The sequence below is a fragment of the Caballeronia sp. Lep1P3 genome, assembly GCF_022879595.1.
In the GTDB taxonomy this organism is placed as follows: domain Bacteria; phylum Pseudomonadota; class Gammaproteobacteria; order Burkholderiales; family Burkholderiaceae; genus Caballeronia.
In genome coordinates, this window is the sequence record NZ_CP084267.1 from 339,663 (window position 1) to 352,984 (window position 13,322).

12 protein-coding genes are annotated in these 13,322 nt (G+C 66.3%); 7 read left to right on the plus strand and 5 right to left on the minus strand.

Features of this window, described 5'->3' with window-relative positions:
* Positions 1 to 7: 7 nt before the first annotated feature.
* From LDZ27_RS22115 to LDZ27_RS22125, 3 genes are all read right to left on the minus strand, one after another.
* A complete protein-coding gene (locus tag LDZ27_RS22115; RefSeq protein WP_244817929.1) occupies positions 8 to 694 on the minus strand; it encodes a serine protease in 687 nt (228 codons plus the stop codon).
* A gap of 70 nt (positions 695 to 764) precedes the next feature.
* Positions 765 to 1,253 (minus strand): RT0821/Lpp0805 family surface protein, encoded by a 489-nt coding sequence (locus tag LDZ27_RS22120; protein WP_244817930.1) that lies wholly within the window; start codon positions 1,251 to 1,253, stop codon positions 765 to 767.
* A gap of 39 nt (positions 1,254 to 1,292) precedes the next feature.
* Positions 1,293 to 2,759 carry a TIR domain-containing protein gene (locus LDZ27_RS22125; RefSeq protein ID WP_244817931.1) on the minus strand — a complete coding sequence of 489 codons (1,467 nt, stop codon included), beginning with the start codon at positions 2,757 to 2,759 and terminating at the stop codon, positions 1,293 to 1,295.
* 767 nt (positions 2,760 to 3,526) lie between these two features.
* On the opposite strand from LDZ27_RS22125, the gene LDZ27_RS22130 reads away from it, so the two are divergent.
* The 5 genes from LDZ27_RS22130 to LDZ27_RS22150 are packed head-to-tail and all read left to right on the plus strand — an operon-like array spanning position 3,527 to position 8,647.
* Positions 3,527 to 4,828: a gallate dioxygenase gene (locus LDZ27_RS22130; RefSeq protein WP_244817932.1), complete on the plus strand. Its 1,302-nt coding sequence runs from the start codon at positions 3,527 to 3,529 to the stop codon at positions 4,826 to 4,828.
* Between the two features lie 27 nt (positions 4,829 to 4,855).
* Positions 4,856 to 6,205 (plus strand): aromatic acid/H+ symport family MFS transporter, encoded by a 1,350-nt coding sequence (locus tag LDZ27_RS22135; RefSeq protein WP_244817933.1) that lies wholly within the window; start codon positions 4,856 to 4,858, stop codon positions 6,203 to 6,205.
* Positions 6,206 to 6,219: 14 nt separating this feature from the next.
* Positions 6,220 to 7,245, plus strand: a complete 1,026-nt coding sequence (locus tag LDZ27_RS22140) for an amidohydrolase family protein (protein ID WP_244817934.1) — start codon at positions 6,220 to 6,222, stop codon at positions 7,243 to 7,245.
* A 2-nt stretch (positions 7,246 to 7,247) separates the two neighbouring features.
* A complete protein-coding gene (ligK, locus tag LDZ27_RS22145) occupies positions 7,248 to 7,931 on the plus strand; it encodes a 4-carboxy-4-hydroxy-2-oxoadipate aldolase/oxaloacetate decarboxylase (protein ID WP_244817935.1) in 684 nt (227 codons plus the stop codon).
* Between the two features lie 14 nt (positions 7,932 to 7,945).
* Positions 7,946 to 8,647, plus strand: a complete 702-nt coding sequence (locus tag LDZ27_RS22150; RefSeq protein WP_244817936.1) for a substrate-binding domain-containing protein — start codon at positions 7,946 to 7,948, stop codon at positions 8,645 to 8,647.
* Between the two features lie 85 nt (positions 8,648 to 8,732).
* Here LDZ27_RS22150 and LDZ27_RS22155 read toward each other — a convergent pair whose 3' ends face one another.
* Together LDZ27_RS22155 and LDZ27_RS22160 are read right to left on the minus strand one after the other, a co-directional pair.
* Positions 8,733 to 10,268: a methyl-accepting chemotaxis protein gene (locus tag LDZ27_RS22155; RefSeq protein WP_244817937.1), complete on the minus strand. Its 1,536-nt coding sequence runs from the start codon at positions 10,266 to 10,268 to the stop codon at positions 8,733 to 8,735.
* Positions 10,269 to 10,452: 184 nt separating this feature from the next.
* Complete coding sequence (locus LDZ27_RS22160; protein ID WP_244817938.1) at positions 10,453 to 11,214, minus strand: DUF899 domain-containing protein; 762 nt, start codon at positions 11,212 to 11,214, stop codon at positions 10,453 to 10,455.
* 96 nt (positions 11,215 to 11,310) lie between these two features.
* Between LDZ27_RS22160 and LDZ27_RS22165 the strand changes: the two genes are divergently transcribed.
* Together LDZ27_RS22165 and LDZ27_RS22170 are read left to right on the plus strand one after the other, a co-directional pair.
* The gene (locus LDZ27_RS22165; RefSeq protein WP_244817939.1) at positions 11,311 to 12,531 is read left to right on the plus strand and encodes a helix-turn-helix domain-containing protein; all 1,221 of its coding nucleotides are present in this window, start codon (positions 11,311 to 11,313) and stop codon (positions 12,529 to 12,531) included.
* A gap of 27 nt (positions 12,532 to 12,558) precedes the next feature.
* Entirely contained in the window at positions 12,559 to 13,197 is a 639-nt protein-coding gene (locus LDZ27_RS22170) for a glutamine cyclotransferase (RefSeq protein ID WP_244817940.1), read from the plus strand.
* Positions 13,198 to 13,322 lie beyond the last annotated feature (125 nt).

Consider the following 13,322-nt stretch of genomic DNA (forward strand, 5'->3'; position numbering starts at 1 on the left):
GCCGCCGCTATTGAACGCATTGCACGAGCGCGGAGATCGCGCGCAGTGTGCGCTGCGGGTCCGGACTCGAACGCTTCGGCTCATCTCGCTCCGCGCCGGCGCGCGTGCGCAAGAATCCGGCGAGGTCGCTCGCGCGCACCGCGACGGCCATATCGGGTCGTGCCTGATAACGTCCGACGATCATGCCGAGCAAAAAACCCTGATCGTCGATGACCGGCCCGCCGCTGTTGCCTTCATAGAGCCGCGCGTGAATCGCAAGGAGACGGCGCGCGTCGATGTCCACGGTGCCATCCACGGAACCGCGCGTGAACACGGGCAGCAGCGGCGTCGAAGGTGTCAGACCGAAGGCGATGGTCCACGCCGCGACACGCGCGCCGGCCGGCCCCGCGCGCGCAACCGCGATGCGGCTCACGCTTCGATGCGTCGCGAGCACGGCGACGTCGAGCGCGGTATCCACCGACACCAGCGAGGCGACGAGCCGCGAGTCGTCGTCGGGCCAGACCTCGATGCGCTTGCAGCCTCGCAACGTATGCGCCGTCGTGAGCAGGTCGCCGTCGCGCGCGACGAAAAACGCGGTCCCGCTTCGACGAAGCCCCGGCCGCTGCGCAAGCGGCGCGGATTCCTCGACGGAACTTCCCACGCGCGATACGTCGATGCGCTCGCGCGATGCCGCGAGCGCATCGGTGCGGAGCATGCCCGCCGCGAGGATCGCGCACAGAACCGGCGATGGACCGCGGTGCCTGGCCGGGCCCCGAGCGGCGGCATCACTGCTGGGCCAGTTGCCACTCTCCCTTCGAATTGCGGCACGCGTGCGCATTCTGCTCATAGGTCTTTCCTTCTTTTACATACGACTCGGTGAAATCCCGGCACGTCTGCGCGTTCGCCGATGCCGTGTAGCCATTCAGTGGCTTGATCGTGCCGGAGTTGCCGGTCTTGGTGTTGCGCCAGTGCTTCGGCTGGCTGTTCTTCGAGCTTTGCAGCGCCTCCTGCAGCGCCCGGTCGCGCGCTTCGCGATCGCGCTCGTCCATTTCATGCCCGATCACGCCGCCGAGCAGTCCGCCCGCGAGACCGCCCGCGACGATCGCGCTCGCCTTGCCGTGTCCGAAGAGGCCGCCGAGCGCCGCGCCCGCGCCCGCGCCGAGCAGTGCGCCCGAAGTCGTCTTGTTCATTCCGTTCGACTGGTCTTCCGCGCATCCGGATGCGAGGAGGCTCGCCGCGAGCGTGAGGATCATTGCCGGGAGGTATCTGTTCATCGCTTGTCTCCTGGATCAGCCGGTGCGGGCTCGCGGCGGCTATTTGCTCCAGACGCCGGCGCGCGAGCGCCTTGCCTCGTCCTGCGCGGCGCCATACTGCGCGGGCGAGTTATCGCGGATGCGCGCCCATCCGAGGCGCACGGCGTGCGCCGCGACGTCGTGTCCGTTCGCAAAGCACTGGTACGCGTCGTCGTGCGCGAAGCATCGGACGATGTTGCCTTCGCTCTGGAGATAGCGCTGCATCGCGCGCGCCGGCCGTCCATCCTCTCCGCGAATGCCGTACAGATTGACGATCTTCCCCGCGACGATGAGTGCGCCCGAGTCGAGAATCTGGTCGACGCTGCCCTCGAGGTCCGGCGCGGGGGCACGCGCCGTGGCGTTGTCCGTCGGCGGCGTTGGCGTTGGCGTCGGCGTCGGCGTTCGTGTCGCTGAAGGAGACGGCGCGGGCACAGGCGCGGCGACGGCAGGCGCGGGAGGCGTGGCCAGCGGCGCCGACGCCGGAGCGATCGACGACGCCTGAGGCGTCTCGTGCCGCATGAAGACCGCGACGAGCGTGCCCGCCACCACGACCGCCCCAGCCGCCGATACCATCAGCACGCCGACGCGCCTTCCGCGCGCGGGCGCGACGTTGCGCTGCGCCATATAGCCGGGCATGACGGCGGTGCCGCGGCCCGTCGCGGGCGCGAACGGCTCCGCCTCTGCGTCGAGCACTTCGGGGTGTTCGAGATGCTCGACCGGCTTTTGGGCCGTTTCCCTGCGCCGGGCTTCTTCGGCCGCTCGCGCCGCCGCTTCGCGCTGCCGCGCTGTTTCCGCCGCCGCCCGGGCTTGCGCTGCTTGCGCCGCCTGAGCCGCGTCGCGTTGCCGCGCTTTCTCCGCTTCGCGCGCCGCCGCTTCCCGCTGACGGCCTTCCTCCGCAGCCGCCGCTATCGCGTCGCGTGCGGGGCCGGTTCCGCTCGAGCTTCCGCTTGCGCTTCCGATTCCGGCCGCATGCTCCGCCTTCGAAACCGCCACGGCGACCTTGAGGATGTTCTCCGCGAGTCCATCGACCCATGTCCAGACTTCGTGCGAACGCACGTCCGCGTGACGCAGCGGCCTGAAGTCGATCCACTGATGACGGCGCAGCGCGTCGAGGTCCGCGCCGAAGGCGGTTTCGTCGGCGCTGAACTGATCGACGCCGACGTAGAGAATCGGAAAGATGAGATCGTCGCGGCCCAGATCGATCATGCGTTGCCGAAACGACCGGAACTCCGCGAGGCAGTTCGGGCTTTTCAGGTAACGCGGGCTGACGATCGGCATGAAGAAGACGGTCTGCCCAATCGTTCGTTCGATGGAATTGGCCCAGTCCGCGCCGGGCGGAATCGCCTGAATGTCCTGCCAGATGGTGATGTCCGCGCCGTACTGCAACGCGATGGCCTTTCCCACGATCGTGCGCAGCTGGCTCAGATGCCCGTCGCTATGCGCGTCGTCGCTGCGGGCATAGCTCCAGAAACCCACTGGGTTGGACATGTGCAGATGCTCCGAAGAGGACGGGCGAGCGGTTCTCGGTTGGCCAGTAGCAAGTGCCGGTAAACATCAGGATGCCTAACCCGGCGTGACGGCAAGAGCCGTTCGCGCGGGCATGGCGATGCAAAGGATAGCTAACAGGAATTCGGATCGTGCCGCCTCGTCGGGGGTGAACCGCGATTCGTGTCATTCCGGTCGTTGCTGGTGCTAATCGTTGCGCGGATCGATTTAGGTATAGGCAATCGCGAGTCCGTTAGCAAGTTACGAAACGCGTTTCGGTTTCCTCCGGGCCGATGGGCGTTGCGGATTCGCCGGTCGATGCTTCGCACAGGCGGTTGACGCACATCGCGAACGCGCCGGGCTTTCAAGCCGCCGCGTTACGGTTGCCTTACGCGAGCTGGCGCATGCATGAGCGCGATGCGTGCGGTAGCGCACATTGCGCGCGGGCGGCCACCGCTGACATTCGCATCTGCCGGCGATCGTCCGGGCGTGCGCCGCCGGAAGCCCGCCCGCTTGCGTCCTTTTTACGTTGCCATCAGTTTTATTTATCGGGCGCATGCGCGAGCAAGCCGCGCGCCGCGCCCGCGAACCCGCCCGGGCTGGCCCTCCGGCACGCGTCATCGCAAGCGCCGTCAATGCCGGTCATGGTTTACGCCCAGTTCCGCGCGATAGCGCCGGGCCGTATCTTTCCCTTCAGTTTTCGCAACATACCGGGCCGCGTGCATTCGACGAGCGCCTGATTGCCCGGCACCTCACGGAGCACCCTCATCATGGCTCGCATCATCGGCGGCATTGCCGCCTCGCACACGCCGACCATCGGTTTCGCATTCGACAAGAACAAGCGCGACGATCCGGTCTGGGCGCCGATCTTCGAGAACTTCGCGCCGCTCGCGAACTGGCTCGAAGAGAAACGCCCGGACGTCATCGTGACCATCTATAACGATCACGTCACGTCGTTCTTCTTCGATCACTATTCGGCATTCGCGCTGGGCGTCGGCCCCGAATGGCGCGTCGCGGACGAAGGCGGCGGTGCACGCGATCTTCCGCCGATCAAAGGCCATCCGGCGCTCGCGGCGCACATCGGCAACTCGCTGATGACCGACGAGTTCGACATGTCGTTCTTCCAGAACAAGCCGCTCGATCACGGCTGCTTCTCGCCGCTGTCGATGCTGTGCCCGCACAAACCCGAGTGGCCCGTGAAGCTCGTGCCGCTGCAAATGGGCGTGCTGCAGTTGCCGGTGCCGAGCGCGCGGCGCTTCTACAAGCTCGGGCAGGCGCTGCGCCGCGCCATCGAGAGCTATCCCGAGGACATCAAGGTCGCGATTCTCGCGACGGGCGGTCTTTCGCATCAGGTGCACGGCGAGCGCGCGGGCTTCAACAACACGGAATGGGATCAGCGCTTCCTCGATCTCTTCGAGCGCGATCCGCAGCAACTCGCCGACATGACCATCGCCGAATACGCGGAACTCGGCGGCTACGAAGGCGCGGAAGTCGTCATGTGGCTCACGATGCGCGGCGCGCTGTCGTCGAATGTCGTGTGCAAGCATCGCAGCTACTACCTGCCTTCGATGGCCGGCATCGCGACCGCGATCTACGAAGGCGAGGGCAGCGAGACGAAGCCCGCGATCATCGAGCGGCATCGCGCGCGCATGGCCGCCGAACTCACCGATGTCGACAAGCTGCAGGGCACGTATCCGTTCAGTATCGAGATGGCCGTGCGCGCGTATCGCATCAACGATTATCTGCATCGCATGATCGAGCCCGGGCATCGCGAAGCCTTTCAGCGCGATCCCGAAGCGAGCTTCGAAGCGGCCGGTCTTTCCGATGAAGAGCGCGACATGATCCGCCGCCGCGACTGGCGCGCGCTGCTGCATTACGGCGTCATCTTCTTCATGCTGGAGAAGCTCGGCGCGGTGACGGGCGTATCGAACCTGCATATCTATGCGGCGATGCGCGGCGAGACGCTCGAAGAATTCCAGAAGACCCGCAATGCGCCCGGCGCGCTGTATTCGGTGGCGGGCAAGAGCGGCGGCAAGCTCGACTGGGACAAGGCCGAGCAGGGCAAGCAATAAAACTACAGCGATGCACGGAGACACCAAATGACTAGCGGTAAAACCATCGATATCAAGAGCTTCATCGACGAGCGGCCCATTTCCGCCTACCAGTGGCTGCTGGTGGCGTTGTGCTTTCTCGTCGTCACCGCCGACGGCATGGACGTGGCCATCATGGGCTTCGTCGCGCCTTCGATCATCGCGGACTGGCACATCTCGCGGCCCGCGTTCGGCCTCGTGATGAGCGCCGCGCCCATCGGCCTCGTCATCGGCGCGCTGGCGGCGGGACCGGCGTCGGACCGCATCGGACGCAAAGGCGTGTTGATCGCGTCGGTCTTCTTCTTCGGCGTCTTCACGATCGCGACCGCGTTCACGAATTCGCCGGCGAGCATGGCGTTACTGCGCGTGCTGACGGGCATCGGCCTGGGCGCCGCCATGCCGAACACGACGACGCTGCTCTCCGAATACGCGCCGCAACGCAAGCGCGCGCTGCTCATCACGATCATGTTCACGGGCTTCAACCTGGGCTCGGCGCTGATCGGCTTCGTGGCGGGCTGGCTGATTCCGACGCACGGCTGGCGCTCGGTGCTCGTCTTCGGCGGCGGGCTTCCGCTCGTCCTGATTCCGCTGCAAATCTGGCTGCTGCCCGAATCGGCGCGTCTGCTCGCGGTGCGCGGCGCGACGCCGCAGAAGGTCGGCAAGGTGCTCGGCCGCGTGTGCGGCGTGCGCTTCAAAGGCGACGAAACCTTCGTCTCGGCGGAACCTCCGCTGCCGACCAAGAAGCCTATCGGCGTGCTCTTCTCGCATGGCTTTGGCCTGCTCACGGCCGCGCTGTGGGTCACGTATTTCATGGGCCTGCTCGTCATCTATCTGCTGACCGGCTGGCTGCCCACGTTGATGAAGGACGCGGGTCTCACCGTATCGGCGGCGGCGAACATCACGGCGATGTTCCAGATCGGCGGCACGATCGGCGCGATCATCGTCGGCTGGATCATGGACCGCGTGCGCCCCGCGCCTGTGATTAGCGCGGCGTATCTCGGCGGCGCGATCTGTGTGCTCGGGCTGGCGTGGATCGGCGCGTTGTCGTCGTCGCTCGCGGTGCTCGTGTTTGCCGCGGGCTTCTGCATGAGCGGCGCGCAAACGGGCCTGAACGCGTTTGCGCCGGGCCGCTACCCGACGGTTGCGCGCGCCACCGGCGTGAGCTGGATGCTCGGCATGGGCCGCTTCGGCAGCATCTTCGGTTCGGCGTTCGGCGGCGCGCTGCTCGGCCTCGGCTGGCAGTTCGGCGCGATCCTCGCGATGCTCGCCGTTCCCGCGACGCTCGCGGCCATCGCCATTCTCGTGGCGCAGCGCGGCCGCACGGCCGACGCCGCGCCGCAGACCACCGCTGCACATTAGTACTTGGAGTCACGATGATCATCGACATTCACGGCCACTACACCACGGCGCCCAAGGCGCTGGAGGCGTGGCGCAACCGGCAGATCGCCGGTATCGCGAATCCTTCGGAGATGCCGCGTCCGTCGGAGCTGCACATCGGCGACGACGAACTGCGCGAGTCCATCGAAAGCAATCAGTTGCGTCTCATGCGCGAACGCGGCCTCGATCTCACGGTGTTCAGCCCGCGCGCGAGCTTCATGGCGCATCACATCGGCGACTTCGACGTGTCGAGTACGTGGGCCGCGATCTGCAACGAGCTGTGCTATCGCGTGAGCCAGTTGTTCCCCGAAAACTTCATTCCCGCGGCGATGCTGCCGCAAAGCCCCGGCGTCGATGTCTCGACGTGCATTCCCGAACTCGTGAAGTGCGTGGAGCAGTACGGCAACGTCGCGATCAACCTGAACCCGGACCCGTCCGGCGGTCACTGGACGAGTCCGCCGCTATCGGACCGCTACTGGTATCCGATCTACGAGAAGATGGTCGAGTACGACATCCCCGCGATGATTCACGTGAGCACCAGTTGCAACGCGTGTTTCCATACGACCGGCGCGCACTATCTCAACGCCGATACGACCGCGTTCATGCAGTGCCTCACGTCCGATCTGTTCCGCGATTTCCCGTCGCTCAAGTTCGTGATTCCGCATGGCGGCGGCGCGGTGCCGTATCACTGGGGACGCTTCCGCGGCCTCGCGCAAGAGCTTAAAAAGCCCTTGCTGAAGGATCATTTGCTCAACAACGTGTTCTTCGATACGTGCGTCTATCATCAGCCGGGCATCGATTTGCTCACGCGCGTGATTCCCGTCGACAACATTCTCTTTGCAAGCGAGATGATCGGCGCAGTGCGTGGCATCGATCCCGAAACGGGCCACTATTTCGACGATACGAAGCGCTATGTCGAAGCTGCATCGATGCAGCCCGAAGCACGCGACAAGATTTACGAGGGCAACGCGCGCCGCGTGTATCCGCGGCTCGATGCGGCGCTCAAGGCACAGGGAAGATAGACATGTACGAACTCGGAGTGGTGTATCGCAACATCGATCGCGCCGATGGCGATGCCGCGGCGAAACTCGGCGCGCTAGGCTCGGCTACGGTCCACGAAGCCATGGGCCGCGTGGGGTTGATGAAAACTCATATGCGGCCCATTTATGCCGGCGCGCAGGCGAGCGGCACGGCGGTGACGGTGCTTCTGCAGCCGGGCGACAACTGGATGCTGCACGTCGCGGCCGAGCAGATTCAGCCGGGCGATATCGTCGTGGCCGCGTGCACGACCGACAACACCGACGGCTTCTTCGGCGACCTGCTCGCGACGAGCTTCAAGGCGCGCGGCGCGCGGGCGCTCGTGATCGATGGCGGCGTGCGCGACGTGCGCGTGCTCACCGAAATGGGCTTTCCCGTGTGGAGCCGCGCGGTCTCGGCGAAGGGCACCGTGAAAGCGACGCTCGGCTCGGTGAACATTCCGGTGGTGTGCGCGGGCGCGATCGTCACGCCCGGCGATGTGATCGTCGCGGACGATGACGGCGTCGTCGTCGTGCCGGCGGCATCGGCGCAGAAGGTATTGGAGAAGGCCACGGCGCGCGAGGCGCTCGAAGAAGAGAAGCGCGCGAAGCTCGCGAGCGGCGTGCTCGGGCTCGACATGTACAACATGCGCGAGCCGCTGCAGCGCGCGGGCCTGCGGTATATCGACTGATGCAGGCGCGAGCGATGAACGACACATCGAACGCGGTCACGATCATCTCGTCGATGGCGACGCGCCATGTTCTCGACCATCTCGCCGATGCGTACACGCAGCGTTCGTCGCGGCGCGTGCGCGTCGAATCGGTGGGCGGCGTGACGGCGGCGCAACGTGTTCAGGATGGCGAAGCATTCGATATCGTCGTGCTCGCGGCCGATGTGATCGGCAAGCTCGCGACAGCCGGTTTCGTCGATGCGGAAAGCCGCGTCGGAATCGCGCGTTCCGGCATTTCGGTGGCGGTCGCGGCGGGCGCGGCGCGTCCCGTGATCGACGACGAAGCCGCCGTGCGCGAGGCGGTGCTGTCCGCGCGCAGCATCGGTTATTCGACGGGGCCGAGCGGCGCGCATCTCATGCGTCTCTTCGAGCGCTGGGGCATCGCCGATGCGATCGCATCGCGCATCGTTCAGGCGCCGCCCGGCGTGGGCGTCGGCACGTTGATCGCGCGAGGCGAAGTGGCGCTCGGCTTTCAGCAGACGAGCGAGCTGATCGGCGTGGATGGCGTGGATGTCATTGGCTCTTTGCAGCGTGAGATTCAGGCGCTGACCGTGTTTGAGGGCGCGGTGTGCGGCAATGCGCGTGATGCGTCTGCCGCGATGGCCGTGCTTGCCTTCATGGGTTCGTCGGAATGCGATGAAACGAAGCGCCGGTTCGGAATGGAGCCGGTGAGCTGAAGGCGACCGTTCCATCGCCAACAAAAAAGGCCTGCGCTCGACAATCGGCGCAGGCCTTTGCACTTCTCGATCAGCCGCGCATGCCTCACGCATGCAGTCTGAACGTCTCCACCGCCGTGCGCAGCGCGGCCGCCTGATCCTCCAGCGATTGCGCCGCCGCCGCCGCTTCTTCCACGAGCGCCGCGTTCTGCTGCGTGACTTCATCCATCTGCGTGACGGCGCGCGCCACCTGATCGATGCCGCTGCTCTGTTCTTCCGATGCCGCCGCGATCTCGCCCATGATGTCCGTCACGCGCTGCACCGCGCCGCTGATTTCGGTCATCGTGCGGCCCGCTTCGTCGACGAGCGCGCTACCCGATTGCACGCGTTCCACCGACGTATCGATCAGTTCCTTGATCTCCTTGGCCGCCGCCGACGAGCGTTGCGCGAGCGAACGCACTTCGCCCGCGACCACCGCGAAGCCGCGTCCTTCTTCGCCCGCGCGCGCCGCTTCCACCGCCGCGTTCAACGCGAGAATGTTGGTCTGGAACGCGATGCCTTCGATGATCGTGATGATGTCCGCGATCTTCGCCGAGCTTTGATTGATCTCGCCCATCGTCGTGACGACCTGCGAGACGACATGGCTGCCCTTGGTCGCAATCTCCGATGCGTTCGCCGCAAGCGTGCTCGCCTGGCGCGCGTTGTCGGCGTTCTGCTTGACCGTGCCGGTCAGCTCGTCCATGCTCGACGCCGTTTCCTGAAGCGCCGAAGCCTGCTGCTCCGTGCGCGAGGACAGATCGATATTGCCGGCCGCAATCTGCTTCGTCGCGGACGCGATGGATTCGCTTCCCGAACGAACCGAGCGCACCGTTTCGATGAGGCTCGCCTGCATCGTCGAAAGACCGCGCAGCAACTGGCCCATTTCGTCGTTGGACGTGACCGTCACTTCGCGGCGCAGGTCGCCTGACGCGATCGCGGTGAACTGCGTGAGCGCGGCATCGAGCGGACGCGCGATGCGGCGGCGCAGCGAGATCCACGAATACACGGCAGCAGCGACGCCGAAAAGAATCGCGGCGACGGAGAGCGTGCGGAACGTCTGATATTCGGATTGCCCCGCGTCGAAGGCCGTCTGCGCCGCTTCGAACTGCAGCTTGCGCAGCGTGACGCCCGTCTTGGCGAACTCGTTGAAGGCGGCCTGCATCGCGCTCGCGTCGGCCGTGATCTTGTCCTGATCCTTCGCGCGCACGTCGGCATAGCCTTCGTCGATCAGCTTCTGCATGGTGAGGCGCTGCTCGTTGAACTTGTCGGCGATCTGCTTCTCCTCGGCGCCGTGCGGCAGGGCGGCGTACTTCGCCCACGCGTCGTCGGAGGTCTTGCGCATCAGCGCGCCGCGCCCGATGGCGTCTTCAGCCGCGCTCGTGCCGACATTGAGCGCGGCGCGGTCGAAGCTCAGACGTTCGCGCGCAATGAACATCTCGGCATTGCCGAGCGATACCGCGCTCGGCATTTCGTTCGCGTAGAGCGCATGCGTCACCGCATTGGACCGCGTCATGCCGACGAGCCCCACTGCGCCGATTGCGATAAGGAGCGCGCTCAACAGCGCCATGGCCAATGCCAGGCGGCCCTTGATAGTCGAAAACATGTCTTCCCCGAAGTGGCTGCACCGCGTCTGACGTGCGCGCGGGCTGCGATGCTGCGCCGGCTGCGCGGCCGAGGGATTGCCTCGACCTCCTGTATATCGACAGGCGTGCAGGACGCTTTAGGGGAGGGATTACCTGCATATGCTCCACGCGAAACACGAACGAACGGTCGTTTTGACGAGAGACTCAACCGGCGTATTCGTCATGGCGCTTCCACCAGTTTGCCGTTTCGTTCCGGCCTTTGGGCGCGCGGTCGAGCCACTGGTACATGCCCCACAGCGCATCGAGGCCGCGCGCATACGCCGAGTAAGTGTGATACGCGACGCCGTCTTCCATCGCGAATGCGCTCATGCCAGGACGATCGCGTGTGAAGGTCGGCGCATCGGTGCCGCAGTCGGCGGCGAATGCCTTGACCGGCTCGGGCGCGTCTTTCATGTCCATCGCGTGAGCGTCGCGCGCGTAGTTGTATTCGATTTCGCCCTCGCGCTGCTGGGCTTCGGTGAACGACACGTTGAAGTCGTAGTTGAACTCGCCGTCGCGCGCGCACGCCCAGGGAAAGCGCCAGCCCATCCGCTTTCTGTATGCGGCGAGCTTCGCGAGGGGCGCGCGCGATACCGCCCATAGCGCGACATCGTGATGCGCGAGATGAATGGCGAAGCCATCGAAGCCGTCCGCGATCGACGAACACGACGGACACCCCGCGCTCCAGTCCGGCCCGAACATGAAGTGATACACGAGCAGTTGCGAGCGGCCGCCGAAGAGGTCCGCGAGCGTCGCGCTGCCGGCTTCGGTATCGAAGCGATACGTCTTGTCGATGCGAACCCACGGCAAGGCCTGACGTTGCCGCGCGAGTTCATCGCCGCGACGCGTGTGCGTTTTTTCCGCATCTAGCAGGGCGATGCGCGCGGCGAGCCATTCGTCGCGCGTTCCGGTGAGATGAGTCGTCATAGGGTTGCCTCCGGTTGGGGTCGTCGTCGTAAAGCACGGTGTTAGATTAATGCGGGCAACGACGGGCGTGGGAGTGACAAACGTGTCGGGATTCGCATGGATTCGTTGATCACGGCGGCGGCGCGCGCGCTCGCATCGGGCGATGCGCTCGGCGCGCTCAATCGTGTCGCGCTGCGCGACGACGCCCCCGCGCTCGCGCTTCGCGGCATCGCCTTGGCGCAACTCGGCGACTTCGTGCGCGCGAAGTCGCTCGTGAAGCGCGCGGCCCGCGCGTTCGGCGCGAAGGAAGCGGTGGCGCGTGCGCGATGCATCGTCGCAGAAGCGGAGATCGCGCTGGCGTCGCGCGAACTTGCGTGGCCCGCGAAGGCGCTCGAACACGCGCGCGCGACGCTTCACGCGCACGGCGATCACCTCAACGCGGCTCATGCGCGCACGCTCGAAGTGCGGCGCGCGCTGTTGATCGGACGTATCGACGATGCTGAACAGTTGCTCGGCACGCTCGATCCCGCCGCGCTGCCGCCCGCCGCGCGCGCGACGCACGAACTGATGGCGGCGGGTATCGCGATGCGGCGCCTTCGCACGAAAGCCGCGCGCGACGCGCTATCGCGAGCGCAGCGCGCCGCGAACGATGCCGGCATTCCCGCGCTCGCGGCGGAAGTCGAGCGCGCGTGCGAGCCGTTGCATACGCCGGCGGCGAGGCACGTCGCGCGAGGCACGTCGCGCATGCTGCTGCTCGATGACGTCGAAGCGCTTTTCGCATCGGATGCGCTCATCGTGGACGCGTTTCGCAACGGCGTGCGCGATGCGCATGCGTCGGTGTCGCTCGCCACGCGCCCGGTGCTCTTCGCGCTGGTTCGCATGCTGGGCGAGGCGTGGCCGGCGGACGTGCCGCGCGATGCGCTCATCGCGGGCGCGTTTCGCATCCGGCATGCGGACGAAACGCATCGCGTGCGGCTGCGTGTCGAAATGGGACGGTTGCGCACGCTGCTGCGGCCGCTCGCGAACGTGCGCGCGACGCCGCATGGCTACGCGCTTGCGCCACGCGATGCGCCGGACGTCGCGGTGCTCGCGCGCCCTGTCGAAGACGATCACGCGCCGCTGCTCGCGCTGCTCGCGGATGGGCAAGCGTGGTCGAGTTCCGCGCTCGCACTCGCGCTCGACGCGAGCCAGCGCACGGTGCAACGCTCGCTCGACGCGCTGGCATCGGCGGGCAAGGTGCAGTCGCTCGGACGCGGACGCGCGCGACGCTGGATCGCGCCGCCGTCGCCCGCATTCACGACGGCCTTGTTACTCCCCGCCGATCTCGCAGGCGCCTAGCATGAACGCATCTCAGGGAGACAGACGATGAAGCGCGCGAAAGCGGAAATACTGCGTGAATACGGGCCTTTTGTGGATGTGGACGGCGTCCACGGCGTGAGTTGGGACGGCCACGCGGTGTGGTTCGCGGGCGGCGACTCGCTCAATGCGTTCGATCCCGCGAGCGGCGAGCGTGAACGCAGCATCGACGTGCCGGCGCATGCGGGCACCGCCTTCGATGGCACGCATCTGTACCAGATCGCCGAAGACCGCATCCAGAAGATCGATCCGCAAAGCGGCCGCGTCATCGCGACCATTCCCGCGCCGGGCGGCGGCGCGGACTCGGGGCTCGCGTGGGGCGAGGGCACGCTCTGGGTCGGGCAGTATCGCGAGCGCAAGATCCATCAGATCGATCCGGCGAGCGGCGCGATTCTGCGCACGATCGAATCGGACCGCTTCGTGACCGGCGTCACGTGGGTGGACGGCGAACTGTGGCACGCGACCTGGGAAGGCGACGCCAGCGAACTCCGGCACATCGATGCGCGCACGGGCGATGTCGTCGAGCGGCTCGATATGCCCGAAGGCATCGGCGTGTCGGGACTGGAATCGGATGGCGCCGATACCTTCTTTTGCGGGGGCGGACGCGCGCGTACGGTGCGCGCGGTGCGCAAGCCGAAATCGCGGTGAGCGAAACGCGTGAGCATTTGCGCTTGGGCGTGAAGCCCCGCCTCGCATGCCGGCGCGTTAGCCTTTATGCTGTCGCATCGGCGCGCAGCACCCGCATAAGAACGCCCGACGAAACCTGGACAAAG

Bases quoted from the DNA above. Each gene is read 5' to 3' on its own strand.
- LDZ27_RS22115 (WP_244817929.1), bottom strand. From the start codon at position 694: ATGCTCCGCACCGATGCGCTCGCGGCATCGCGCGAGCGCATCGACGTA.
- LDZ27_RS22120 (WP_244817930.1), bottom strand. From the start codon at position 1,253: ATGAACAGATACCTCCCGGCAATGATCCTCACGCTCGCGGCGAGCCTC.
- LDZ27_RS22125 (WP_244817931.1), bottom strand. From the start codon at position 2,759: ATGTCCAACCCAGTGGGTTTCTGGAGCTATGCCCGCAGCGACGACGCG.
- LDZ27_RS22130 (WP_244817932.1), top strand. From the start codon at position 3,527: ATGGCTCGCATCATCGGCGGCATTGCCGCCTCGCACACGCCGACCATC.
- LDZ27_RS22135 (WP_244817933.1), top strand. From the start codon at position 4,856: ATGACTAGCGGTAAAACCATCGATATCAAGAGCTTCATCGACGAGCGG.
- LDZ27_RS22140 (WP_244817934.1), top strand. From the start codon at position 6,220: ATGATCATCGACATTCACGGCCACTACACCACGGCGCCCAAGGCGCTG.
- ligK (WP_244817935.1), top strand. From the start codon at position 7,248: ATGTACGAACTCGGAGTGGTGTATCGCAACATCGATCGCGCCGATGGC.
- LDZ27_RS22150 (WP_244817936.1), top strand. From the start codon at position 7,946: ATGAACGACACATCGAACGCGGTCACGATCATCTCGTCGATGGCGACG.
- LDZ27_RS22155 (WP_244817937.1), bottom strand. From the start codon at position 10,268: ATGTTTTCGACTATCAAGGGCCGCCTGGCATTGGCCATGGCGCTGTTG.
- LDZ27_RS22160 (WP_244817938.1), bottom strand. From the start codon at position 11,214: ATGACGACTCATCTCACCGGAACGCGCGACGAATGGCTCGCCGCGCGC.
- LDZ27_RS22165 (WP_244817939.1), top strand. From the start codon at position 11,311: ATGGATTCGTTGATCACGGCGGCGGCGCGCGCGCTCGCATCGGGCGAT.
- LDZ27_RS22170 (WP_244817940.1), top strand. From the start codon at position 12,559: ATGAAGCGCGCGAAAGCGGAAATACTGCGTGAATACGGGCCTTTTGTG.